The 24,939-nt window shown below is 72.5% G+C and carries 21 protein-coding genes; 14 read left to right on the top strand and 7 right to left on the bottom strand.

Annotation, left to right across the window (positions count from 1 at the left end; all coding sequences use genetic code 11):
- Positions 1 to 3 precede the first annotated feature (3 nt).
- From OG194_RS08660 to OG194_RS08645, 4 genes are read right to left on the bottom strand one after another with little or no spacing between them, the layout of a single operon-like run.
- Positions 4 to 1,341, bottom strand: coding sequence for an STM4012 family radical SAM protein (locus tag OG194_RS08660; protein ID WP_327400268.1), 1,338 nt, complete (start codon positions 1,339 to 1,341; stop codon positions 4 to 6).
- A complete protein-coding gene (locus OG194_RS08655) occupies positions 1,338 to 2,153 on the bottom strand; it encodes an STM4013/SEN3800 family hydrolase (protein WP_327407013.1) in 816 nt (271 codons plus the stop codon). Before OG194_RS08655 ends, OG194_RS08660 begins: the two co-directional genes overlap by 4 nt.
- 7 nt (positions 2,154 to 2,160) lie before the next feature.
- Positions 2,161 to 3,342 carry an STM4014 family protein gene (locus tag OG194_RS08650; protein ID WP_327400267.1) on the bottom strand — a complete coding sequence of 394 codons (1,182 nt, stop codon included), beginning with the start codon at positions 3,340 to 3,342 and terminating at the stop codon, positions 2,161 to 2,163.
- On the bottom strand, positions 3,339 to 4,298 hold the full coding sequence (locus OG194_RS08645; RefSeq protein WP_327400266.1) for an STM4015 family protein: 960 nt from the start codon (positions 4,296 to 4,298) through the stop codon (positions 3,339 to 3,341). The genes OG194_RS08650 and OG194_RS08645 overlap by 4 nt, the downstream gene beginning before the upstream one ends.
- Positions 4,299 to 4,467: 169 nt before the next feature.
- Between OG194_RS08645 and OG194_RS08640 the strand changes: the two genes are divergently transcribed.
- Together OG194_RS08640 and OG194_RS08635 are read left to right on the top strand one after the other, a co-directional pair.
- On the top strand, positions 4,468 to 4,794 hold the full coding sequence (locus tag OG194_RS08640; protein WP_327407012.1) for a hypothetical protein: 327 nt from the start codon (positions 4,468 to 4,470) through the stop codon (positions 4,792 to 4,794).
- An 88-nt stretch (positions 4,795 to 4,882) separates the two neighbouring features.
- Positions 4,883 to 5,953 carry a DUF6745 domain-containing protein gene (locus tag OG194_RS08635; RefSeq protein WP_327407011.1) on the top strand — a complete coding sequence of 357 codons (1,071 nt, stop codon included), beginning with the start codon at positions 4,883 to 4,885 and terminating at the stop codon, positions 5,951 to 5,953.
- Between the two features lie 174 nt (positions 5,954 to 6,127).
- Here OG194_RS08635 and OG194_RS08630 read toward each other — a convergent pair whose 3' ends face one another.
- Positions 6,128 to 6,517: a ribonuclease gene (locus OG194_RS08630; RefSeq protein ID WP_327400265.1), complete on the bottom strand. Its 390-nt coding sequence runs from the start codon at positions 6,515 to 6,517 to the stop codon at positions 6,128 to 6,130.
- Positions 6,518 to 6,778: 261 nt separating this feature from the next.
- Here OG194_RS08630 and OG194_RS08625 point away from each other — a divergent pair, with 261 nt between their 5' ends.
- From OG194_RS08625 to OG194_RS08610, 4 genes are all read left to right on the top strand, one after another.
- Positions 6,779 to 8,035, top strand: a complete 1,257-nt coding sequence (locus tag OG194_RS08625; protein WP_327400264.1) for a sensor histidine kinase — start codon at positions 6,779 to 6,781, stop codon at positions 8,033 to 8,035.
- A 360-nt stretch (positions 8,036 to 8,395) separates the two neighbouring features.
- A complete protein-coding gene (locus OG194_RS08620; protein ID WP_327400263.1) occupies positions 8,396 to 9,079 on the top strand; it encodes a response regulator transcription factor in 684 nt (227 codons plus the stop codon).
- A 65-nt stretch (positions 9,080 to 9,144) separates the two neighbouring features.
- Positions 9,145 to 10,329: a cytochrome P450 family protein gene (locus OG194_RS08615; RefSeq protein WP_327400262.1), complete on the top strand. Its 1,185-nt coding sequence runs from the start codon at positions 9,145 to 9,147 to the stop codon at positions 10,327 to 10,329.
- Positions 10,330 to 10,449: 120 nt separating this feature from the next.
- Entirely contained in the window at positions 10,450 to 10,848 is a 399-nt protein-coding gene (locus OG194_RS08610; protein ID WP_327407010.1) for a PaaI family thioesterase, read from the top strand.
- Between the two features lie 49 nt (positions 10,849 to 10,897).
- Here OG194_RS08610 and OG194_RS08605 read toward each other — a convergent pair whose 3' ends face one another.
- Positions 10,898 to 11,914: a Gfo/Idh/MocA family protein gene (locus OG194_RS08605; protein ID WP_327400261.1), complete on the bottom strand. Its 1,017-nt coding sequence runs from the start codon at positions 11,912 to 11,914 to the stop codon at positions 10,898 to 10,900.
- Between the two features lie 130 nt (positions 11,915 to 12,044).
- Here OG194_RS08605 and OG194_RS08600 point away from each other — a divergent pair, with 130 nt between their 5' ends.
- The 8 genes from OG194_RS08600 to OG194_RS08565 all read left to right on the top strand — a co-directional run bounded on the left by OG194_RS08600 (position 12,045) and on the right by OG194_RS08565 (position 23,591).
- Entirely contained in the window at positions 12,045 to 12,782 is a 738-nt protein-coding gene (locus OG194_RS08600) for a GntR family transcriptional regulator (protein WP_327407009.1), read from the top strand.
- A 219-nt stretch (positions 12,783 to 13,001) separates the two neighbouring features.
- Entirely contained in the window at positions 13,002 to 14,150 is a 1,149-nt protein-coding gene (locus OG194_RS08595; RefSeq protein ID WP_026151184.1) for an ROK family glucokinase, read from the top strand.
- Positions 14,147 to 14,728: a sugar kinase gene (locus OG194_RS08590; protein ID WP_327400260.1), complete on the top strand. Its 582-nt coding sequence runs from the start codon at positions 14,147 to 14,149 to the stop codon at positions 14,726 to 14,728. The genes OG194_RS08595 and OG194_RS08590 overlap by 4 nt, the downstream gene beginning before the upstream one ends.
- A gap of 97 nt (positions 14,729 to 14,825) precedes the next feature.
- On the top strand, positions 14,826 to 17,660 hold the full coding sequence (locus OG194_RS08585) for a DEAD/DEAH box helicase (RefSeq protein WP_327400259.1): 2,835 nt from the start codon (positions 14,826 to 14,828) through the stop codon (positions 17,658 to 17,660).
- 476 nt (positions 17,661 to 18,136) lie between these two features.
- Entirely contained in the window at positions 18,137 to 20,482 is a 2,346-nt protein-coding gene (locus tag OG194_RS08580) for an SWIM zinc finger family protein (RefSeq protein ID WP_327407008.1), read from the top strand.
- Between the two features lie 278 nt (positions 20,483 to 20,760).
- Positions 20,761 to 22,050, top strand: coding sequence for a bifunctional 3-oxoadipate enol-lactonase/4-carboxymuconolactone decarboxylase PcaDC (gene pcaDC / locus OG194_RS08575; protein WP_442811785.1), 1,290 nt, complete (start codon positions 20,761 to 20,763; stop codon positions 22,048 to 22,050).
- A gap of 95 nt (positions 22,051 to 22,145) precedes the next feature.
- Entirely contained in the window at positions 22,146 to 22,781 is a 636-nt protein-coding gene (locus OG194_RS08570) for an MBL fold metallo-hydrolase (RefSeq protein ID WP_327400257.1), read from the top strand.
- 30 nt (positions 22,782 to 22,811) lie between these two features.
- Positions 22,812 to 23,591, top strand: coding sequence for an exodeoxyribonuclease III (locus tag OG194_RS08565; RefSeq protein ID WP_327400256.1), 780 nt, complete (start codon positions 22,812 to 22,814; stop codon positions 23,589 to 23,591).
- Between the two features lie 43 nt (positions 23,592 to 23,634).
- Here the strand turns inward: OG194_RS08565 and OG194_RS08560 are convergent, their stop codons facing one another.
- Positions 23,635 to 24,900, bottom strand: coding sequence for a lipase (locus tag OG194_RS08560; protein ID WP_327400255.1), 1,266 nt, complete (start codon positions 24,898 to 24,900; stop codon positions 23,635 to 23,637).
- Positions 24,901 to 24,939 lie beyond the last annotated feature (39 nt).

Raw genomic sequence — 24,939 nt, 5'->3', positions numbered from 1 at the left:
CCGTCACTTCCGTTCGTAGGAGGCCATCGCGGACCGCACCTCGGGGGAGAACAACTCCGGCCCCACGGCGTCGGAATGGGCCAGGCCCTCCGGGGTAAGTACAAGCAACTCGCCTGCCCTGTCGGTCAGCCAGCCGTGCCCGGCCAGCCGGTCGAGCTCCGTCCCGAAGTCGTCGTCGGGCGAACTCCCGAAGCGGGCGCGGTAGTCGGCGACGGACAGCCCCTCGGCCTGGAGGAGGGACTGAAGGAGATGACGGCGGCGCGCCTCGTGGCCGTCCATGTCGTAGCCGACCTCCGCGTGCGTGAAGTCGGTCGTCGTGACGTAGTCGTCGATGATGCCGCGGATCTCGTGCATGCCGACCGCGTAGTCGAAGGAGTAGTGCAGCGTCGACGTGTACGAGCGGGCCCCGCAGCCGAGCCCGATCATGCCGTCCGTCTGGCAGGCGTAGTCGTCGGTGCCCTGGGGCGGGGCGTCGGCCCGGCGGAACATCCGCATCGACTGCTGGACATAGCCCCGCGCGAGGAGGTGGTCGCGCCCCGCCCGGTACAGGCGCAGCCGCTGCGTGTCCCACTCCGGGTCGGTTCCGGTGTCCCCTTGGTGCCGGCCGAGGCCGGTCAACGGGCGGACGTAGAGCGGGTACAGGTACAGCTCCTCGGGCCGCCAGGCCAGGGCCGCGTCCAGCGAGGCGCGCCAGGTCCGCTCGGTCTGGCCGTCGATGCCGTAGATGAGGTCGATGTTGAGCACCGGGACGGCGGCGTCCCGGATCCGGCCGAGCGCGGCCTCCACGTCTGCACGGCGCTGCGGGCGTACGGCGGCCCTGGCCTCGGAGTCGACGAAGCTCTGGACGCCCAGGCTGAGGCGGGTCGCGCCGCGGTCCGCGAGGACGGCGAGCCGGTCCGCGGTGGCCGTGGCGGGCGAGGCCTCCACGGAGAGCGGGACCGCGCGCAGGTCGGCGCCCATGCGCCGCTCGGCGATGTCGCACAGGCGCTCCAGCTCGGACGCGGTGAGGAAGGTCGGGGTGCCGCCGCCGAACGCCGCGGTGGCGAAACGCACCGGCTCCCCGTCGCCGAGCGCCGCCCGGACGGCGTCCGCCTGCCGTTCCAGGGCGTCCAGATAGGCGCCGGTCAGGCCGTCCGGGGCACCGATGCGGGTGAAGAGGTTGCAGAAGCCGCAGCGGACCTCGCAGAACGGTATGTGCACATACAGCGAGAGGGCGCTTCGGTCCTGCGCAGCCCACAACTCCCGCAGCGCGGGCCGGTCTTGGAGGCGACGGTACGCCGTCTTGTGCGGATACGCGTACACGTAGTGCTGGTAGGGGCTGGTCTGTTGGGCGGTGGTCATCGGGCGGCCTCGGCGGGTTCGAGGAGGAAGTGGGCGTACGGCACGGTCCACACGGACTCGTGGCCCAGACGGTGGCCGGTGTAGCCGTCGTCGCCGTAGGCGGTGCCGTGGTCGGAGCAGACGATGACGAAGCAGCGGCGCCGGGAGCTCACCGCGGCGAACAGCCGCCCGATGTGCCGGTCGACGTACTCCAGCGCGGCGGCGTGCGTCTCCCGGGTGTCTCCCGCCTCGCGGGTCGCGCCCGGCAGGTGGAACCAGTTGGGCTGGTGCAGTGCCGACACGTTCACGAAGAGGAACAGGCGCTGTTCGGCGGGCAGTTGGCCCACCACCTGTTCCACGCGGTCGATCTGGTTCTCGAAGGAGTGCGGCGAGGTGACGCCGAACTCCTCCTCCCAGTGCGCTTCTTGGAACAGGCCGGGCAGTACGGAGCCCAGCGGACCGCGCCGGTTGAAGAAGCCCACGCCCCCGACGCAGACGGTGCGGTAGCCGGCCGCCGCCAGTCCGGACACCAGGTCGGGGGTGTCGTAGACGAAGGTGCCCTCGGCGGTGGTCTCGCTGCCGGCGAAGCTCGCCGCGAACAGCCGTGGATGCGGGCCGGGTTGGGCCGGAGTGGGCAGGAATCCGGCGAAGATCGCCTGGTGCGAGGCGTAGGTGAAACTGCCCGGAGCGTGCCTCTCCTCCCAGCGTCCGCCGGGCAGATGGCGGGCCAGGTGCGGGATGCGCCCCTCCGCCGCCAACTCGACGGCCACGTCGTGCCGTAGCGTGTCGAGGGTGACCAGCAGGATGTCGTGGTCGCCGACGATCGCGTTCATGTCGGGCTCAGGCATGGGCTGTTCCTGTTCTGTACGGGTGACGCGGGCCGCTTCCGGCCGGTGCGCGCAGGACGGCCGCCACCTGCGCGCCGTAGGTGTCCAGACCCTCGGCGCCACTGCCGGGCAGTCCGGTGAGCCGGGGCAGCAGGTCGCCGAAGGCGTTGACCTCGCCGACGAAGCTGCGGCGCCAGTCCACGGCCGGCAGCAGATCGACCCCCACGCACAGCGTGCGCGGGAAGCAGGACGCGGCGCGCTCGCACACGTCCAGGACGTCCGACCACCGGGCACCCGCGGCGGTGACGGCCCGCCGGACGCCGTCGAGGTCGCCGCGGCTGCCGCCCAGATGCAGGTTGGTCAGCGGCCAGCGACTGGCGCGCACCACCGCGTGGGTGGCCCGGCCCGCCACGACGACCACGCGGAGATCCGCGGCCCGGCCCGCCTGGGAGGCCTTCGGCACCCAGCGTTCGAGATGCAGCCCGTCCGGGGCCAGCGCGTCCACGATGCGGGCGACGTCCCGCTCGTCGTGATACCGCCGCACCCGGAGGGAGTTGTGGAGCGCGCCGTCCGGACCGGTCTCCACGGACGTGGTCGCCCTGATCCGGCCGCCGCCCGCCGTCTCGACCGCGAGGACACCCGACGCCGACGAACCGTGCGCGGGCTTGACGAACAGCCGGGGCATCCGGTGCTCGCGCATCAACGCCCGTACGTCGTCCCAGCCGTGCACGCGCGCGCCGTGCGGACCCGACGTGGGGGAGTCCGGGACGGGCACACCGGCCGCGTCCAGCACGGCGTGGCACGCCCGTTTGTCGAACAGCGCCGCCAGGTCGTCCGGGTCGGCGAGGGGGATGCCGCCGCGCAACGTGCGCAGCGCGGCGGTGAACCGCGTGTACCAGCGGGCCGAACCCTCCACCCGGGTCGGGTCCGTGACGTCCCGCAGCAGCCGGTCGACCTCGGGGTTCTCGCCGGGGGAGTCGACCCGGACGAACTCGTCGGCGGCGAAGTCCGCTCCCCGCGCGCGCAGGACGTCCGTCCAGGTGACGACGCGGGGTGCGGGCAGCCAGGCCGCGCGCACGGCGTCCGCGAAGAGGGACACCCTGCGGTTCTCGGGGTTGCCGACCACCGCGAACCGGGGCCCGGTACGGGCGGACGACGCGGCGGCGATCGGCCGGGCCGCGGTGGACGCGGTCACTCCCCGACGGCGACGTAGCGCCAGACCGTGCCGTCGTCCTCCGTGTCCTCCTCGGCGTCGTCACGGTCCAGGTCGACGTCCACGCCCACCGGCACCAGCGTCTGCCGTACCCGCTCCGCGACGGCCTCGCTGAGGTAGTTGTGGTGCAGATCCAGCTTCTTGAGATGCGTCAGCGGCTGCCCGCTCAGCAGCGCCACGGCGCCCTCGTCGGTCAGTACGCCCATCGACAGGTCCAGCACCTCCAGGCGCTCCACCACCGGGGCGGCGGCGACCGCGGCGGCCACCGCGTCCTGCATCTCGCTGTTGCGCAGGGCCAGATGACGCAGGCGCGGCAGCCGCGCACCGGACAGGATCGGCTCCAGGTCGGCGGCCTCGCTGTCACCGCCGTAGTCCGGCGTGCCCAGCCACAGGTCGAGGTGCTCCAGGGCGGGCAGGTCACTGGCGCCGATGCCGCGCACCACCCCGACGGGCAGCCCGCCCGTCTCCGCCACCAGCCGGCGCAGCGCACCGTGCCGCAGCGCGGTGAACTCCAGCCCGGTGCCGCCGCGCACTCCGAACTCCTCCAGCGCCGGGTAGGCGTTGAGCAGCGGTGCGACATCGGTCTGGTTGATCCAGGAGATCTCGCACTCCTCCATCACCAGGTCGCCGACGAACAGCGCGCGCAGTGCCGGGAAGACGTCCCGGGCCTCCACCAGCGCCTCGAACATCTCGGTGGGCGCGCTGTCGTAGGCATCTGCCCAGGCGCCGATGATCAGCGCCCGGACCCGGTTCGTGTCGACGGCGGCACGGAAGCGGGTGAACATGTCGGTCCACGCCTCGTCGGAGTCGTACACGTCGCTGTCCAGGCGCCAGGCGACCGAGTCCGGCTCGGGCAGCCGGTCGGCCGGGGCACCCGGCCCGGGAAAGGTGAACGAGGGCAGCCCGTGCAGTGCGTCGAGGTGCTCACCGATGGTCATGCGGCCGCTCCTGAGAAGGAAGTGTGCGTGGTCTGTGGTGCCGCATTTCTACCAACCGCCACTGACAGTGCCCGTCGGCGGGGCGGGCCAGGGGCCGTTGTCAGTGGTGACGCCTAACGTCGTGGTCATGAAGCCGGTGCGCGGCGCACCCGGCGGTGAGGGGACAGCCATGTACCGACAGGGAGACGTGCTGATCGTGCCGGTCGCGCGGGACGCGGTGCCCGCTCACGCGGCACACGCCCCGAGGGAGCGGCGCGACGGACGCGGGCGGCTCGTGCTGGCGCTGGGAGAGGTGACGGGGCATGCCCACGCGGTCGTCGGGCCGGGGGAGTTGGTGCGCGAGCCGGGCCCCTACGGTCCGTTGCTGCTCCATCTGCCCCAGGGCGGGCGGGTGGTGCACGAGGAGCACGCGGCGATCGCGCTGCCCAAGGGGTGGTTCCGGGTCGTCAGACAGCGGGAGTACGTGCCCGGGTCCGTACGGATCGTGGCCGACTGAGCCACCGGGACGCATCGGCATCAGGACAGAACCGGGCGGGACAGGGGAGGAAGCGCACGTGAGCGGGACGGACACCGGGGTGGACAGGATGACGGGCCTGAAGTCGGGCGGCACACCGGACTCGGTGGCGGGGAGCGTGGTGACCGGGCCCTCCGGTGACCTCGCGGAGTGGCGGGCGTGGGCCTCGGCGACGGGGCCCGCGGACCGGGCGCGCGCAGAGGAGGGCGTCCGGCGGGCCTACCGGCTGGCGGGACTCGCGGAACCGGAGCGCGTGGTGTGGGTGGGCTCGCCCCGCGCGGCGGTCGCTCTCCTCCGGGAGCGGGCGGACCGGGGCCCGAGCGTCCGGGAGGCGGTGCGCAGTGCTCCGTGGGCGGCGGCGAGACGGCGGCTGCACGCCGAGTTGGGGCCCGCGGGGTGGTCGGCGCACTGGGCGGCGACCGGCGGACGGCTGTGGCCGTCGACGCAGGCACTGGTGGACCGCATCCGTACCGGCGTGATCGAGGAACTGGCCGGAAGGGACACCGGAAAGGAGGCCGCGGAGATCCGGCTGATCCTCCTGGACGCCGTGCTCGGACAGCACGACGCGCCGTGGCTCGCGGCGTTCCCCGCCGACGACGGTCCGATCGACGCGCTGGCCGCGGTGTGCCGCGGCGCCGGCTGGTGGTGGCCGTTCGCGCGGGTCGCCGTCCTGTCGGAGCGCCCCTCGGCCCTCCACCGCGACGAGGCGGGACGACTGGACCACGGGGACGGCCCGGCGCTCGCCTACCCGGACGGCTTCGCCCTGCACGCCTGGCGCGGCATGCCGGTTCCGGCCGCCTTCCTGGCCGAACTGCCCACGCTGACCCCGGAACGCATCCGCGCCGAGGAGAACGCCGAGCTGCGCCGCGTGATGCTGGAGTACTACGGCTACGACCGGTACCTCACCGATTCGGGCGCCCGCCCCCTGCACCGGGACGAGACGGGCACGCTGTGGCGGATCGACCTGGCCGACGACGAGCCCGTGGTCATGGTGGAGGTCCTCAACTCGACCCCGGAACCCGACGGCACCCACCGCACGTACTGGCTACGGGTCCCCCCGTCGACGCGCACGGCCCGAGCGGGGGTGGCCTGGACCTTCGGCCTGGACGCCGAGGCGTACGCACCCGAGCGGCAGACCTGAGAGCCCCCCCGGCGGCAGGACGTGCCTCGCCCCGCGACCCATGAACGTGGGGGGAGCCGCGGGGCGAGGGGTGAGCGATGGTGCAGCCGGTGGGGGCCGGACGCCCGGGTGGCTACGGGCCGGACCTACAGCCGGGCACGTCGTTCCTTCGGGCGCCGAACCTGACCGATCGGCTCAGCAGCCGAAGTTGATCAGGTTGAAGGTGACGTAGTGGTCCGAGGTGTAGTAGTCCTCCTGGGTCTTCGTTCCGGTGACGATGCGGCGCGCTCCTCGCGTGGACGAGCCAGGAGTCTTGACCGTGTACTCGTGGTAGTAGCCGGACGCCTGGCTGGGGAGGACGCCTTCCTGGTTGCGGAAGACGACGCCGTCCTGCGAGTAGGGGAAGGGGCCGTTCGTCGCGATCAGGTCGAGCGTGTCGTACGCCTGGGAAGGCAGGGCGCTGTAACAGATGCTGCCGACCGCGGCGGCGGCCGGGGTCGCGGTGGCGACGGTGCCGCCGACGAGGAGAGCGGACAGGACGGCGGCTGATGCGCCGATGCCGGTGATCCGTGGGGGGAATCTCATGCCCTCATGATGACGCGCGTAGATAGTGGCATGTCAATGACAACAGCGGAGATTTTCCCGCCAAGTCCGATGAGTTTTCAGGGAGTTAACCTGGCGCGCGCCGTCTCCACACGGTCTGCGCACGGGCAGGGAACCTTGGCCTTGAACCGCCCGTCGCGTGGTTCGCGGGGCGAGGCCTGTCCGCCGAAAGTCTGTGATCGCGCGACTTTGGTCGCCGTTCCCCCGCACGGGGTGGGTGACCGGACCCGGTGCCGCATAGATTTGTCGACCGTGACAGGTGACAGGACCGCGAAGGTACCGCAGGCGTTCGCGGGGCGCCGATGGCTGCTGCCGTCGGCCGTGGCCGACGAACTCGACCCCGACGTCGAACGGCGCGGACGGCCCCGCCGTACCGCACGCGACTGGGTCGTCGACACCTGCTGCTTCCTGCTGGCCGTGGGCATCGGACTCGCCGCCGCGCAGACCCTCGACAGCGACACCGCGACCCCGCACTCCCTCGCCGTCGTGGACCAGTTCTTCGGGGTCCTCGCCTGCGGCGCGGTGTGGCTGCGCCGCCGCTGGCCGGTCGGTCTCGCGGTCGCGATGATCCCCGTCGGCTTCGTGTCGAACACGGCGGGCGGCGCCGCCATGGTCGCCGTGTTCACCCTCGCCGTGCACCGCCCCTTCCGCTACGTCGCCTGGGTCGGCGGCGTCCAACTCGCCCTGGCCCCGCTGTTCTTCTGGCTGCGCCCCGACCCCGATCTGCCGTACGCCGGCGCGGTCGTGTTCACCGAACTGCTCACCCTCACCGTCATCGGCTGGGGCATGTTCGTGCGCTCCAAGCGGCAGCTCATGCTGAGCCTGCGCGACCGCGCCCGGCGCGCGGAGACGGAGGCGGAACTGCGCGCCGAGCAGGCCCAGCGGCTCGCCCGCGAGGCCATCGCGCGCGAGATGCACGACGTGCTCGCCCACCGGCTCACCCTGCTGAGCGTGCACGCGGGCGCGCTGGAGTTCCGGCCGGACGCGCCCCGCGAGGAGGTCGCGCGGGCGGCCGGTGTCATCCGGGAGAGCGCCCACGAGGCACTCCAGGACCTACGGGAGATCATCGGCGTCCTGCGCGCGGGCGAGCCCGACGAGACGGGCCGCCCGCAGCCCACGCTCGGCGCCCTGGACGCGCTGGTCACTGAGTCCCGCGAGGCCGGCATGAAGGTCACCCTCGCCAACCGGGTCACCGACCCCGCCGCGGTCCCCGCCTCGGTCGGCCGCACCGCCTACCGCATCGCCCAGGAGGCCCTCACCAACGCCCGCAAGCACGCTCCCGGCACGGAGGTCACGGTGACGGTCACCGGCACCCCGGGCGACGGCCTGGTGATCGTCGTACGCAACCCGCCTCCGGAGGGGGAGGTGCCCCATGTCCCCGGTTCCGGCCAGGGGTTGATCGGGCTGACCGAGCGGGCGACGTTGGCAGGGGGACGACTGGAACACGGGCCGGAGGCGGGCGGGGGGTTCCAGGTGCGGGCTTGGCTGCCGTGGGGGTGAGGCTCGTTCGGCGCCACGGGCAACTCCCGTCCTGGGCAAGGAGGATGGAGGCCGCTCAGGGAGTGAGGTGAGGGAGTGCGCGCCGCGCGGCCCGGTCCGCTCCGGTGCCGCCCACGCGAACTCCGGCCAACTGGCCGACTCCGCCGACGTGTTGGCGTAGGACAGCAGCCGGATCAGGGTGTCCAGGGCGCTGCCGTGGAGTACCGGTCGCCCTGCCGTCCCGCCGCCCCGGAGCCGCTCCCCGAGGATCATCCCGCTCGTGCCGCCTCGGTGGCCGCTGCGCGTACGTCTCCCTGGGCGCCCCGCCCGGCACCGCGGACCGCGCCACCACCCGCCGCGTCGCCATGGTTACGTAGCCCCATGACTGCGATCAGACTGCTCCTTGTCGACGACGACCCGCTGGTGCGGGCCGGGTTGTCCTTCATGATGGGCGGCGCCGCCGACATCGAGATCGTCGGCGAGGCCGCCGACGGCAGCGAGGTCGAGGAACTCGTCGACCGTGTCCACCCGGACGTCGTGCTGATGGACATCCGCATGCCGTCGGTCGACGGGCTGACGGCGACGGAGCGGTTGCGCGCCCGCGGCGACGCAGGGCCGCAGATCGTCGTCCTCACCACCTTCCACGCCGACGAACAGGTGCTACGGGCCCTCCGCGCGGGCGCCGCCGGCTTCGTCCTCAAGGACACCCCGCCCGCCGAGATCCTCGACGCCGTACGCCGGGTCGCGGCCGGCGATCCCGTGCTGTCGCCCGCGGTCACCCGCCAGTTGATGGAGCACGCGGCGGGCACCGCCACCGACACCCGTCGGGCACGCGCGCGTGAACGCGTCGCCGCCCTGGGGGACCGCGAACGCGAGGTCGCCGTGGCCGTCGGCCAGGGACTCGCCAACGCCGAGATCGCCACCGGCCTCTTCATGAGCGTCGCCACCGTCAAGACCCACGTCTCCCGCATCCTGGCCAAGCTGGACCTCAACAACCGAGTACAGATCGCCCTGTTGGCGTACGACGCGGGTCTGCTCGAAGAGGACGGGGAAGGCGGGCACTAGCGGCGCACGCCGTCCGTTCCCACTGCACTGGGAGACCTCGGGGGATCGACCAGGAGGGGGCAGGCATGACCGAAGTGATCGATCTGGGGGAGTTCGGCGAGACGTTCCGGCGGGACCCGCATCAGGTGTACGCCATGCTGCGGACGTCGGGCCCGGTGCACCGCGTACGGCTGCCCGCGCCCGACGAGCACCACGTGACCTGGCTGATCGTGGGGTACGAGGAGGCGCGCTCGGCGCTCACGGACCCGCGACTGGCCAAGGACGGCGGCAAGATCGGGGTGACGTTCCTCGACGAGGAGCTGATCGGCAGATACCTGCTGACCACCGACCCGCCGGACCACACCCGCCTGCGTGGGCTGGTCAGCCGCTCGTTCACGATGCGCCGGGTCGAGGAACTGCGCCCGCGCGTCCAGCGGATCACCGACGACCTGCTCGACGCCATGCTGCCGTCCGGCCGCGCCGACCTCGTCGAGGCGCTCTCCTACCCCCTGCCGATCACCGTGATCGGCGAGCTTCTGGGCGTGCCCGAGATGGACCGCGCAGAGTTCCGCAAGCTGTCCACGGAGGCGGTCGCGCCCAGCAGTTCGGGCACCGAGTACGACGCGATCGTGCGGCTCGCCGAATACCTCGGCGACCTGATCGAGGACAAACGCTGCGCCGGGCCCAGCGGCGACCTGCTCAGCGACCTGATCCGCACCACCGCCGAGGACGGCGACCGGCTCTCCCCGCAGGAACTGCGGGGCATGGCCTTCATCCTGCTCATCGCCGGCCACGAGACCACCGTCAACCTCCTCACCAGCGGCATCCACGCTCTGCTCACCCACCCCGCCCAACTCGCCGCCCTGCGCGCCGACATGACCCTGCTCGACGGCGCGATCGAGGAGATGCTGCGCTACGAGGGCCCGGTGGAGAACGGCACGTTCCGGTTCGCCGCGGAGCCCCTGGAGATCGCCGGCACCTCGGTGGAGCGGGGCGATCCGGTCATGGTCGGCCTGACCGCCGCCGACCGCGACGGGCACCGTTTCCCCGCCCCGGACCGCTTCGACATCCGCCGCGACACCCGCGGCCACCTCGCCTTCGGCCACGGCATCCACTACTGCCTCGGCGCCCCCTTGGCCCGCCTGGAAGCACGCACGGCGATACGCACCCTGCTGGAGCGCGCCCCCGCCCTCACCCTGTCGGGCCCTCCCGGCGACTGGCTCCCGGGCATGCTGATGCGCGGGATGCGCGCGCTGCCGGTGCGCTGGTAGAACGGCTGCACGGAACAGTCGCCGTAGCCGTAGAAGTCGTAGCAGCCGCAATGTCGTGGACCCCGTAGGAGGCCCGCCCTCGTGACCGCAAGCGCCGAGTTCGCCGAGTTCGACCTGACCATGGCTCGGAAGGCGCTGGAGAGCCAGCCCTTCAGCAGGCTGATCGGAGCGCGGCTGAGTGCTTTCGGGGACGGCGTCGCCAGGCTGGAGATCGACATCAGGGAGGACCTCCAGCAGCAGAACGGGTTCGTGCACGGCGGAGTCCTCGCCTACGCCGCCGACAACGCGCTCACCTTCGCCGGCGGCACGGCACTGGGCCCCGCGGTCCTCACCGGCGGTCTCTCCATCCAGTACGTCCGCCCGGCCGCGGGTCGCCTCCTGCGCGCCCACGCGGAGGTCGTGCAGGCCGGTCGCCGCCAGGCCGTGGTCCGCTGCGACGTCCTCGCGGTCGCCGACGACGGCACGGAGTCCCTCTGCGCGGTCGCCCAGGGGACGGTGCTGGCGGTCCGTACGTCCTGAGCCTCCCCTGAAGGGAGCGCGGGCGGATCACCGTCTACGAGACGACTGCTCAGCTGTAGGGGAAGGCGCCCGCGATCTCCGCGAGGCGGACCGGTCTGTGTTCGCGTCTGGACACTTCGCAGGCCTCGGCGATACGCAGCGCCTGGAGGGCCTCGCGGCCGTCGCACGGGTTGGTGCGCTGGCCGACGACGACCTCGACGAAGGCGATCAACTCGGCCTCGTAGGCGGGCCCGAAGCGCTCCAGGAAGCCGGTCCACGGCTTGGTCGCGGCCGGAGGGCCGGTCGGCTCGGTGGACGCGATCGGCGTGCGGTCGTCCAGGCCGACGACGACCTGGTCGAGTTCTCCGGCCAGCTCCATGCGGACGTCGTAGCCCGCCCCGTTCAGGCGCGCGGCCGTCGTCGTGGCCAGCGTGCCGTCGTCCAGGGTGAGGACCGCGGCGGCCGTGTCGATGTCACGGGCCTCGCGGAACATCGCGGGACCGGCGTCCGAGCCGGTCGCGTACACGTCGACGACCTCGTGCCCGGTCACCCAGCGCAGCATGTCGAAGTCGTGGATCAGGGTGTCGCGGTACAGCCCGCCGGAGATCGGCAGATAGGCGGCCGGGGGAGGCGTCTGGTCGGAGGTCATCGCGCGGACCGTGTGCAGCCGTCCCAGCCGCCCCGAACGCACCGCCTCCCGGGCGCCCGTGTAGCCCGCGTCGAACCGGCGCTGGAACCCCATCTGAAGGATCGTTCCCGCCGTCTCGACCTCGGCGATCGCCTGCAACGAACCCGGCAGATCGAGCGCGATGGGCTTCTCGCAGAACACCGGGAGCCCCGACCGCGCCGCTCTCCCGATTAATTCGGCGTGCGCCGACGTCGCCGTAGTGATCACCACGGCGTCCACGCCCCACTTGAAGATCTCCTCCGTACTCGGTGCCGCCGTTTCCCCCAGCCGGTTCGCCAGCTCCTGGGCCCGAACCGGGTCCACGTCCGTGAGGATCAGCGAACCGACCTCGCGATGACGGCTGAGCGTCCTGGCATGGATGGTCCCGATGCGGCCCGTACCGATGACTCCGATGCGCATGGGAACAAACTGAGGGCCGACCAGCCACGCTGTCAATGCGTATGTCCGGACAATCGAACTACATCACTTCCCGTCAACCATTCACACAGCTACGCTCGGCCCCGTGCCGAAACCAGATGTGGACCCGACAGTGCCGCTCGAACTCAGCGTGGACCGGAGCAGCCCGGTGCCGTTGTACTTCCAGCTGTCCCAACAGCTGGAGGCCGCGATCGAACACGGCTCGCTCACCCCCGGCAGCCTGCTGGGCAACGAGATCGAACTGGCGGCCCGGCTCGGCCTGTCCCGGCCCACCGTCCGCCAGGCCATCCAGTCACTGGTCGACAAGGGTCTCCTGGTGCGCCGCCGGGGCGTCGGCACCCAGGTCGTGCACAGCCAGGTCAAGCGCCCGCTGGAACTCAGCAGCCTCTTCGACGACCTGGAGGCGGCCGGACAGCGCCCCGCCACGAAGGTCCTCGTCAACAGCATCGTCACGGCGTCCGCCGAGGTCGCGGCGGCACTCGGCGTGGCCGAGGACAGCGACGTACACCGCATCGACCGGCTGCGCCTCGCACACGGCGAGCCGATGGCCTACCTGTCCAACCACCTGCCGCTCGGCCTCCTCGGCCTGGACACCGCGCAACTGGAGGCCACCGGCCTGTACCGCATGATGCGCACCGCCGGAATCACCCTGCACAGCGCCCGCCAGTCCATCGGCGCCCGCGGAGCCACGGCGGAGGAGGCCGAACGCCTGGCCGAACCCGAGGGCGCCCCCCTGCTCACCATGCAGCGCACGACGTTCGACGACACGGGCAGAGCGGTGGAGTTCGGCAGCCACACCTACCGGCCGACGCGTTACTCGTTCGAGTTCCAGCTCCTGGTACGTCCCTAGAGCGCGCAATTCCGCCCGCGACGTTCGTCATAATGTCCGGACAATAAGATTCGATCGGCGCCCACGACAGCGCCCCTTCAGGGGCGCGGGGCTGTGTCGATATGCGGCTCCGCCGCAGGGCGCGACCAGCCACGACGAACCCGCACAAGACAACGATCCGCATCCCCCTTGACGCCCCCGCACAGCACCGACCGTCACGGTGAGGCAGAATCGGGCCCGATGAGCACCTACGGCAACTTCAGCGCCCCCATAGGCTCCCGGCGTGCCCCCGCACTCAGGACGGTCGGCACCCGCGAGCGAAGGTCGCACCTCACGGCCCCCCGCGTGCCCACCGTCGGCATCGACATCGGCGGCACCAAGGTCATGGCGGGCGTCGTGGACGCCGACGGCAACATCCTGGAGAAGCTCCGCACGGAGACCCCGGACAAGTCCAAGAGCCCCAAGGTCGTCGAGGACACCATCGTCGAACTGGTCCTGGACCTGTCCGACCGCCACGACGTGCACGCGGTCGGCATCGGCGCGGCCGGCTGGGTCGACGCCGAGCGCAACCGCGTCCTGTTCGCCCCTCACCTGTCCTGGCGGAACGAGCCCCTCAGGGACCGCATCACGAGCAGGCTCTCCGTACCGGTCCTGGTGGACAACGACGCGAACACCGCCGCCTGGGCCGAGTGGCGCTTCGGCGCGGGCCGCGGCGAGGACCACCTCGTCATGATCACGCTCGGCACCGGCATCGGCGGCGCGATCCTGGAGGACGGCCAGGTCAAGCGCGGCAAGTGGGGCGTCGCCGGCGAGTTCGGCCATATGCAGGTCGTGCCTGGCGGCCACCGCTGCGCGTGCGGCAACCGCGGCTGCTGGGAGCAGTACAGCTCGGGCAACGCCCTGGTCAGGGAGGCGCGGGAGCTGGCCGCGGCGGACTCCCCGGTGGCGTACGGGATCATCGAGCACGTCAAGGGCAACATCGGCGAGATCACCGGGCCGATGATCACCGAGCTGGCCCGTGAGGGCGACGCGATGTGCATCGAGTTGCTCCAGGACATCGGCCAGTGGCTCGGCGTCGGCATCGCCAACCTCGCCGCCGCCCTCGACCCGTCCTGCTTCGTGATCGGCGGCGGTGTCTCGGCCGCCGACGACCTGCTGATCGGCCCCGCGCGGGACGCCTTCAAGCGCCAGCTCACCGGCCGCGGCTACCGCCCCGAGGCCCGCATAGTGCGCGCCCAGCTCGGCCCCGAGGCCGGCATGGTCGGCGCCGCGGACCTCGCCCGCCTGGTCGCCCGCCGCTTCCGCCGCGCCAAGCGCCGCCGGGTCGAGCGGTACGAGCGCTACGAGCGGTTCGCGGAGTTCCGGCGCGGCAGCCAGGACACGGCATGACCGCATCGCTGCCCCGCCAGGCCATGCCCCGTGACGAGCCGCCCCGACCACCCGAGGACCCCCGCCACAAGGCCCGCCGCCGAGCGATCACCCTGCTCATCATCGTGCTGCTCATCGGCGTACCGGCCGTCTATCTGGCGATCTCCGCCAACCAGAGCCGCAACAGCGGCAAGGACAAGGAGTACAAGTACTCGGCGACCGGGCTCACCGTGGGCTGGCCCTCGAAGGTGCAGCGGCGCCTCTACCAGGTACCGGTCCCGCACCCGGCGGAGAAGGTCGCGTTCTACGAGACCAACAACTGGAAGACCAGCCGCCTCTACGTCCAGTTCGAGACCACCGACGCGGGCCTGGACACCTTCCTCGCCGGGATAAACGTCGACCGGGGCACGCTGAAGAAGAAGGACATCACCATCAGCGCCCGCGACCAGAAGATCACCGGCTGGAAGTTCACCGGCCCCGGCCCCTGGTGGGGCGTCGTCAACAAACAGAAGGACCCGGCCCCCACCCAGGACATCGTGGTGAACCTGTCCGATCCGAAGCTCCCCATGGTCTTCGTCGTCTCCCGCACGGTTCCCTAGCAGGTGGCCCCGGCCGGTCGCCGGGGCCGATTGTCAGACCCCGCCCGTAGAGTCGAAGACAGCTGACACGACTGACGGGCGGGAGGTGACAGGACGTATGACGGACACGGCGATGACGGAGCAGATCTCCGTAAGACTGGCCGCGGTCTTCCTGCCGTCCCCCGTCGTCCCGCGCGAGGGCCGCATCGCCTTCTGGGACCCCGACGGCGAGCGCGCACTCCCTGAAGCGGAAGTGGGCGTGGAACAGACCGAGTTGACCGTCGTACGACGACAGGGCACCGTGGTCCGCCGCAGGTCCGCCCCCGCACTGACCCTGCCGATCGAGGCGGCCCTCCCGCTGCTCGTGCGCGCCCGCCGTGACCCCGCCGCCCACCCCGCCACGGCCTGCTGGGGCGCCGCCGCCCTGCACGCGCTACGGCTCGCCGCCCGTGGCCGACTGCTCCCCGGCCTCACCGCCGCAGGCCATGACGCGTGGCGCGCGGGCCCCCTGGAGCCGGAGGACATCGCGCACGTCCGCGCGGTGGCGGCGGCCCTTCCGTACGAGGGCCACGCGGTCCCGCTGCCCGGCCCGGGCCCGCTGCGGCTGCCCGAGCCGGAAGCGCTGATGCGGTCCTTCCTGGACGCGGTCGCGGACACCCTGCCCCGCACCCCGGCCGCGCCGTACACCTCCGGAATGCCCTTCGCGGCCCGCAAGCCGCAGCGCCTGCGGGACGCCCAGGACTGGGCCGCGGAGGTCGCCGCCGGTATGGACGCGGGCGTGCGGATCTCGCTCCGCCTGGACCTGTCGGCGTACGACCTGTTCGACGACGGCGGACGGGTGCGCAGTGCGGGCGCGGCGATCGTCCAGGTGCACAGCCTCGCCGACCCGACCCTCGTGGTCGACGCGGCGGCCCTGTGGGCGGGCACGGCCGACACCGCCTTCGGCCCCCGCGCGCGCGTGGACGCCGCGCTGGCCGTACGACGGGCCGCGCGCGTATGGCCTCCGCTGGACCGTCTCTCCGAGCTGGACGTGCCCGACGTACTCGCCCTGTCCGAGGAGGAGTTGGGCGACCTGCTCGGCATGGCGGCCACCCGGCTCGCGGCGGCCGGGGTCGCCGTCCACTGGCCCCGGGACCTTGCACAGGACCTGACGGCAGCGGCCGTGGTCCGGTCGGCGCCGGGCTCCGCGACCGATGGCACCGGCTTCTTCGAGAGCGAGGAACTCCTCCAGTTCCGCTGGCAGTTGGCGCTCGGCGGCGACCCGCTCACCGAGGCCGAGATGGACATGCTGGCCGAGGCCCACCGTCCGGTGGTACGTCTCCGGGACCAGTGGGTGCTGGTCGACCCGGCCCTCGTCCGCAAGGCCCGCAAACGCGAACTCGGCCTGCTCGACCCGGTGGACGCGCTGTCCGTCGCGCTCACCGGCACGGCAGAGGTCGACGGCGAGCGGGTGGAGGCCGTCCCGGTGGGCGCGTTGGCGACCCTGCGCGACCGCCTCACGGCCGGCATCCAGCCCGCCGAACCACCCCCGGGACTGGACGCCACCCTCCGGGACTACCAACTCCGGGGCCTGGCCTGGCTCGACCTCATGACCTCCCTCGGCCTGGGCGGCTGCCTGGCCGACGACATGGGCCTGGGCAAGACGATCACCCTCATCGCCCTGCACCTGCGACGGGCCCACCGCGCCCCCACCCTGGTGGTCTGCCCCGCCTCACTCCTCGGCAACTGGCAGCGGGAGATCACCCGCTTCGCCCCCGGAGTCCCCGTCCGCCGCTTCCACGGCGCGGACCGCACCCTGGAGGACCTGACCGGCGGCTTCGTCCTCACGACGTACGGCACGATGCGCTCGGCCGCGTCCACATTGGCCCAACAGCAGTGGGGCATGGTCGTCGCGGACGAGGCACAGCACGTGAAGAACCCGTACTCGGCGACGGCGAAGGCCCTGCGCACGATCCCGACCCCCGCGCGCGTGGCGCTGACCGGCACCCCCGTGGAGAACAACCTCTCCGAACTCTGGGCCCTGCTGGACTGGACGACCCCCGGACTCCTCGGCCCCCTGAAGTCCTTCCGCGCCCGGCACGCGCGTGCGGTGGAGAACGGCGAGGACGAGGAGGCGGTGACCCGGCTCGCCCGCCTGGTCCGCCCGTTCCTGCTGCGCCGCAAGAAGTCCGACCCGGGCATCGTCCCCGAACTGCCGCCCAAGACGGAGACGGACCACCCGGTCCCGCTCACCCGCGAACAGGCCTCGCTGTACGAGGCGGTGGTACGGGAGTCGATGCTGGCCATCGAGACGACGGAGGGCATCGCCCGCCGGGGCCTTGTCCTGAAGCTCCTCACCTCCCTCAAACAGATCTGCGACCACCCGGCGCTGTACCTGAAGGAGGAGCACGCGGCAGCACAGGCTACCGGAGACCGCCTCGCCGCCCGTTCCGGCAAACTCGCCCTGCTGGACGAGCTGTTGGACACCCTGCTGTCGGAAGACCGTTCCGCGATCGTTTTCACGCAGTACGTCGGCATGGCCCGCCTGATCACCGCCCACCTGTCCGCCCGCGCGGTCCCGGTGGAGCTGCTCCACGGCGGCACACCGGTACCGGAGCGGGAGCGCATGGTGGACCGCTTCCAGGCGGGCGCGACCCCGGTCCTGGTCCTCTCCCTGAAGGCGGCGGGCACCGGCCTCAACCTCACCCGCGCGGGCCACGTCGTCCACTTCGACCGCTGGTGGAACCCGGCCGTCGAGGAACAGGCCACCGACCGCGCCTACCGCATCGGCCAGACCCAGCCGGTCCAGGTCCACCGCCTCATCACCGAGGGCACGGTAGAGGACCGCATCGCCGAAATGCTCGAATCCAAGCGGGCGTTGGCAGACGCGATCCTCGGCTCCGGTGAGTCGTCGTTGACCGAGCTGTCGGACCGGGACCTGTCGGACCTTGTGTCATTGCGGAGGTCGGAGTGACGGGGGATGTGCGGCGGGGTGCGGGCGTGGGGTCGGTTCGCGGTGCCGAGGAGCGTCGTCGGGGCGCTGAGGCCGCGGAGGGTGCCGAGGTGACGCCGGAGGTGGAGGACGAGCGGGGGCCGGACGCGGCGTCGGCGGGAGGAGTACCGGAGGGGTCGCGGGGCTCGGTGGACGACGCGGCGGGGGTGCGGGTGCGGTCGGCGGGGGAGGCGTCGCGGGGCCCGGCGGATGAAATGCCGGGGGCGGAGCGGGACTTGGCGGTAGAAGGGCCGCGGGGCCTGGCGGAAGACATGGCCGAGGTGCTGCGGGGCCTGGCGGCGAAGGGGGTGCGGGGTCAGGTGTCCGAGGCGTCGGTGGCAGAAGTGGCGGAGGTGGAGCGGCATTTGGCGGTGGAAGGGTCGCGGGGCTCGGTGGACGACGCGGCGGGGGTGGAGCGGCACTTGGCGGGGGAGGCGTCGCGGGGCCCGGCGGATGAAATGCCGGGGGCGGAGCGGCAGTTGGCGGGGGAAGAGCGCCCCGCGGACGTAGTGCGGCGGGCGTTGCAGGTGGCCCGTGAACGCGGGGGCCAAGGGGTGGACGCGGAAGTCGCCGGGCCTCCGGAGTCTTCTCGGGCACCTAGGTCTCCTCACGCACCGGGCGCGGACCGTACGGCAGTCGACAAGGCGTCCGAGCCCCAGGCCCGGCCGGGGGACGCGGCACGCGCGGCGCTGCGACGGGCCGTCGCCGAGCGGCGCGCTGTCGGCGCCCCGGGAGAAGACGCCCACGCGTCGGGTGACGGTCCGGCCCAGGATGCCGGAGCGAGTAGTCCGGGAGGCAGCTCCGGAGAAGGAACAGCGGACGGGCTGCGAGACCCGGTGCGGTCCGGAGCGGCCGTTCCGGACGCGGGAGTTGGTGAAACCGGTGAAGCGGAGCGGTCCGGGGACGCCACGGGTGACGAGTCGGCCGGCCTTCCGAACGCGACCATCCTTCAGGACTCGGAGACCGTTCAGGAACCGGCGACCGTCGCGGACGGCGGTTCGACGCGCCCCGCGGATGCCGCGCGTGAGGCGTTGCGGGCGGCCCGTGGCGCGGCGCGGAAGGCCCGTGAGGATGTCGGGGCCAGGGGAGTGGAGCCGGTGTCCCGGCCGGCGGCTCGTGCGGGCGCCGGTTCCGAGGGGCGACGTGGTATGCGTAGCGGCGCCGGTGAGGCCGGGGCCCGTGAGCTGCGGGACTTCCTCGCCGGGGCCTTTCGGTTGCCGGCCGATGTGACGGAGCCGGACGATGTGACGTCGGCTGCCGAGGAGGCCGTACCGGACAACGACCCGGCGACACCCGGGAGTTCACACTCCGAGGCGTTCACCTCGACGTCCGTCCACGCGTCCGGGGTCTCTGCCCGCACATCTGAAACGCCCGCCCATACGCCCGACCGGACCGACCCCCCGTCACACTCGTCGCTCATCGCCCCCGACTCGACCTCTGCCCCTGTACTCGCGCCCGACCCCGACCTCACCCCCGCACCCCCCCGAACCCCCACCTCCATGGCCTCCCCCTCCCGCGACAGCGACCTCCGCCGCACTTTCCCCGCCTTCTCACCCCGCCCCTCGGACAGGGACAAAGACAAAGACGGCGGCGGAGCCGCCAACGCCCGCTTCGCCGACACCTGGTGGGGCAACGCATGGGTCACCGCGTTGGAAGAAGGTGCCCTGGATCCCAAGCGGCTGCTGCGGGGGCGGAGTTACGCGGAGAAGGGGCACGTCGACGCGATCACCGTGACGCCGGGGCTCGTGCTCGGGTATGTGCAGGGCAGCCGCGCGCGGCCGTACCGCGTGCAGGTGCGCTTGCGGACGCTGGACGACGCCGACTGGGAGCGGTTCCTGGACGCCGCCGCCGACCGGCCCGGGCACATCGCCGCGCTGCTCGACAAGGAGATGCCCAAGTCCCTTGCCGAGTGCGGGGTTTCGTTGCTGCCGGGGCCCGGCGACCTCGCCCCGCAGTGCAGTTGCCCTGATTCCGGGCATCCCTGCAAGCACGCCGCCGCCCTCTGCTACCAGACCGCCCGCCTCCTCGACGCCGACCCCTTCGTCCTGCTCCTGCTCCGCGGCCGGGGCGAACGCCCCCTGCTCGACGCCCTGTCCCGGCGTAGCGCGGCCCGTGCCGCCCGCGCCGCTCAGGAGCAGGAACCGGCGCCTCTCCCCGGCGTAAGGGCCACGGACGTCCTCGCGGAGCAGGGGAAGCGCCGACTCCCCCCGCTCCCACCCCCGTTGCCCATGCCCCCACACCCCGAGCAGCCTCCCGTGTATCCAGCCGCGCCCGGCGGCCCGGACCCCTTCGCGCTCGACCAGTTGGCGACCGACGCCGCCGCCCGCGCGCACGCACTGCTCAGCACCGGCCGGGACCCGGTGGGCGGCCTGACGCTGTGGCAGGACGCGGTACGGCTCGCCGCGGCCCGACCCGGTTCGGGGCTGACCGTCACCACCCGTTCCCTCTACGCCTCCCTCGCCAAGGCCACCGGACGCACCACGGCCGAGCTGGCGCGCGCGGTCGCCGCCTGGCGGCAGGGCGGCATCGAAGGGCTCGCGGTGCTCGAAGAACCCTGGGACCCGCCGGCCGGCCGCTTCGACCGGGCCCGCCCCCTCCTCCTCGCCGCCGACCTCCCGGCCTTCCGCCCCTGGCACAACCACCTCACCCACCCCCACGGCCACGTCCAACTCCGCCTGGGCCGCGACGGCCTGTGGTACGCCTACGAATCCGAACCGGGCGACGAGGACTGGTGGCCCAGAGGCACCCCCGACCTGGACCCGGTCGGCGCGCTCACGGGCCTGGGCGCGCCGAGCGAACTCTGAGTCGCCGAGAGACACCGAGAGACACCGAGGTTCACCGGGATTCGCCGAGTGTCCTTCGACACAGAGGCCCACCGGTCTCACCGGTCTCACCGGTCTCACCGGTCCAGCAACCCCACCGGTCCCACCTGACCCACCGGTCCACAACCCTCCCGCTCCCACCCCCGTCCCGTGAAGGCGATGTGAGGGTTCCCCACTGATGTGTGGGAGCCGAGTGGGGAGACCGGGGGCCCCACAGCCGGACCGTAAGAAACGGCGGATACGTTGGAGCGGTGAGCGACATGAAGACCCCCGCACTCCAGTACCGCTTCGACGGCCCCGAAGACGCGCCCGTTCTCATCCTGGGCCCGTCCCTCGGGACGACGTGGCACATGTGGGATCGCCAGGTGCCCGAGCTGATGAAGCAGTGGCGGGTCTTCCGGTACGACCTGCCGGGCCACGGCGGCTCGCCCGCGCACCCGACCGGCTCGGTCGCCGACCTGGCCGACCGGCTGCTGGCCACGCTCGACGCCCTCGGCGTGCAGCGCTTCGGCTACGCGGGCTGCGCGCTCGGCGGCGCGGTCGGCCTCGAACTGGTCCTGCGCCACCCGGAGCGCGTGGCATCCCTGGCGCTGATCGCCACCTCGCCGCGCTTCGGCACGGCGGACGAGTTCCGCCAGCGCGGCGTGATCGTACGGACGAACGGGCTCGACCCCATCGCCCGCACCTCGCCCGACCGCTGGTTCACCACCGGGTTCGCCGCCTCGCAGCCCGCGATCACCGAGTGGGCCGTCCAGATGGTGCGCACCACCGACCCCGGCTGCTACATCGCCGCGTGCGAGGCACTGGCCGCGTTCGACGTACGGTCCGAACTCGGCCGCATCGGTGTGCCGACCCTCGTCCTCGTCGGCTCCGACGACCAGGTCACCGGCCCCGCCGAGGCCCGCACGCTGGTCGCCGGCATCCCGGACGCACGCCTCGCCGTCGTACCCGGCGCCTCGCACCTGGTCCCGGTCGAACAGCCCGCGGCCGTGACCGACCTCCTCGTCCGGCACTTCTCCACCGCCTGGCAGCCCGCCTACGAGCACTCCACCGGGCAGTTCGCCATCGCGGCGACCCCGGTCAAGCCGGTCCTCGCCCCGCCGCCGCAGCTCGCGCCGATCGCCGAGATCGCGCCGCCGCCTCCCGTACCGCCGCAGGTCATGGGCCGTCCGGACCCCTACGACGCCGGGATCAAGGTCCGCCGCGAGGTCCTCGGCGACGCGCATGTCGACCGGGCGCTGGCGCAGGCCGACGAGTTCTCCGGGGACTTCCAGGACTTCATCACCCGCTACGCCTGGGGCGAGATCTGGGACCGGCCCGGCCTCGACCGGCGCTCGCGCAGCTGTGTCACCCTCACCGCGCTGGTCGCGGGCGGCCACCTGGACGAGCTGGCCTTCCACACCCGGGCGGCGCTGCGCAACGGCCTCACCCCGGCCGAGATCAAGGAAGTGCTGATGCAGGCGGCCGTGTACTGCGGGGTTCCGGCCGCGAACAGCGCGTTCAAGGTCGCCCAGCAGGTCATCCGCGAGGAGACGACCCCCACCGAGTGACCCACCTGGTGACCCCACGGAGTGATCTTCAGACGGGCACCGAAAGCACCAGCCTCACCCGCCCGTCCGCCGTTCCGGCGCGGCAGGATGGACCCATGAAGCTCACCAAGAAGTCGCACGCCTGTATCCGTCTGGAGAAGGACGGCCGGTCGCTCGTCATCGACCCGGGCTCCTTCACCGAGGAGGACGCCGCGGTCGGCGCGGACGCCATCCTGGTCACCCACGAGCACCTCGACCACTTCAACGAGGACCGGCTGCGGGCCGGCCTGAAGGCCAACCCGGCGGCCGAGATCTGGACGCTGAAGTCGGTCGCGGACCAGCTCTCCGCCGCTTTCCCGGGCCGCGTGCACACGGTCGGCCACGGCGACACCTTCACGGCGGCGGGCTTCGACGTCCAGGTGCACGGCGAACTGCACGCCGTGATCCACCCGGACATCCCGCGCATCACGAACGTCGGCTTCCTCGTCGACGGCGGCCGCGTCTTCCACCCGGGCGACGCCCTCACCGTCCCCGACCACACCGTAGAGACGCTGATGCTCCCGGTGATGGCCCCCTGGAGCAAGATCTCCGAGGTCATCGACTACGTCCGCGAGGTCAAGCCGCAGCGCGCCTACGACATTCACGACGCCCTGCTCACCGACCTCGCCCGCCCGATCTACGACATGCAGATCGGCGCGCTCGGCGGTGCGGAGCACCTGCGGCTGGCGCCCGGCGAGGCGGCGGACCTGTGAGTGTCAGACCTGCCCGGTAGGTTGTGGGGCATGCGCATCGCGACCTGGAACGTGAACTCGATCACCGCCCGTCTGCCGAGGCTCCTGGCCTGGCTGGAGAGCAGCGGCACCGACGTGCTGTGCCTCCAGGAGGCCAAGCTGGCCGAGGCGCAGTTCCCGTTCGACGCGCTGCGCGAGGCGGGCTACGAGGCGGCGGTCAACGCGACCGGGCGGTGGAACGGAGTGGCGGTGCTCTCCCGCGTAGGGCTCGACGACGTGGTCAAGGGCTTTCCCGGGGACCCCGGTTACGACGGCGTCCAGGAGCCCCGCGCCGTCGCGGCGACCTGCGGCCCGGTCCGCGTCTGGTCGGTGTACGTGCCGAACGGCCGCGAGGTGGACCACCCCCACTACGCGTACAAGCTCCAGTGGTTCGAGGCCCTCAGGGCGGCCGTCGCCGACGACGCGCAGGGCACCCGCCCGTTCGCGGTGCTCGGTGACTACAACGTGGCGCCGACGGACGACGACGTCTTCGACGTGGCCGCCTTCGAGGGCCTCACCCACGTCACCCCCGCCGAGCGCGCCGCCCTGACCGCCCTGCGCGACGCGGGCCTGTCCGACGTGGTCCCGCGCCCCCTCAAGTACGACCACCCGTACACCTATTGGGACTACCGCCAGCTCGCCTTCCCGAAGAACCGCGGCATGCGCATCGACCTGGTCTACGGCAACGAACCGTTCGCGAAGGCCGTCACCGACTCCTACGTCGACCGCGAGGAGCGCAAGGGCAAGGGCGCCTCGGACCACGCGCCCGTGGTCGTCGACCTGGACGTCTGACCCGAGGCACCCGCCGAGACACCCCGAGGCACCGGCCCGCCGCTCAGCCCAGGGACGCGAACCACCGTACGACGGCCGCCGTCGCCGCCCGCTGGGAGCCGAGGTGGCGCGAGCCGCCGTAGTCCGGAGTGCCGAGGTCGACCAGGGGCGCCTCGACACCCCGGGCGCGGAACGAGGCCTGGCAGTGCTCGCTGTTCCCGTTCACGGCCTGCTCGTCGCCCTCGGCGTAGTACAGCCGCACCGGAGCCTGTGGCGTCCAGTCCGCGCACACCCCGTCGGTGACGCGCAGCGCGTCGGCCAGCCCATCCGTCGGATGCGCGAGCAGTGCCCGCCCGCGCGCGGTGAGCAGCTCATCCACGGTGTCCGGGGTCCGGGCCATCACCTCCTGCCCGGTGTGCGTGCCGTCCAACAGGCCCTCGATCGTGCCGGAGTACGGCGCCCGGAAGACCTCGCCGGGGCTGTCGTAGACGTGATGGAGCCGGTTGAAGGAGACGAGGGCCAGCGCGGTGTAGATCACGCCGTCCTTCGGGTCCGCGTGCCCGTCCAGCAGGGCGGGCAGCGCCACGTCCCGGAAGGCGTACGCACCGCTGACCGGTGCCAGCGCCTTGACCCGGAAGCGGGGATCGGCCCCCTCCTGCAAGGCCCGCGCCAGTCCGAGCGCGGCCGAAGCCCCTTGCGAGAAGCCGGTGATGAACACGTCCCGCCCCAACTGCCGCCCGATCGTGGGCGCGTAGGAGTCCGCGGCCCGCAGCAGGTCCAGCGCGGTGGTCGTCTCGGAGGGGATGTCCATCCACTGCTGCCGACCGGGGCCGAGGCCCAGGCCGAGGTAGTCCGGGAGGACGACGGCGAAGCCCGCGGACGCGTAGGTCAGGGCGGGCGCCTGGCTCCACACTTCGGACGACACCGAGGCGACGTCTTCCTTGAAGAGCTCGGTGCCGTGGGCGAACGAGACGGTGCGCAACCGTCGTTCACCGTTGCGCGGGAAGGCCAGCAGCCCGCTGGCGGTGGTGGGCCGGCCCTTCGGATCCACCGTGCGGTACACCACCCGATAGGTGTCGACGCCGTGGCGGACGGCCCCGGCGTCCCACGCACCGTCCTCGTCGCTCCGCAGCTCGGCGGCCACCTCCCGCGCGGACAGCGTCCGCAGATGCACCACCGACACCAGCCGCCCCCGCGCCGTATCGGGCGCCCCGTGCGCCGACACAACAACAACAGCCCCCGCCCCCACGGCACCCGCGGACACCGAACCGCTCATCACCAGGGCGACGGTCACCGACGACAGCACCATCAACTTGCCTGTCCGATTCATACCGCGACCGTACGAAGGGGACATCGCGCCCACCATCCG

The sequence above is a fragment of the Streptomyces sp. NBC_01288 genome (genome assembly GCF_035982055.1).
Classification (GTDB): Bacteria; Actinomycetota; Actinomycetes; order Streptomycetales; family Streptomycetaceae; genus Streptomyces.
The sequence above is the reverse complement of the archived record's forward strand: the minus strand, read 5'-3'. Positions and strand labels throughout refer to the sequence as shown.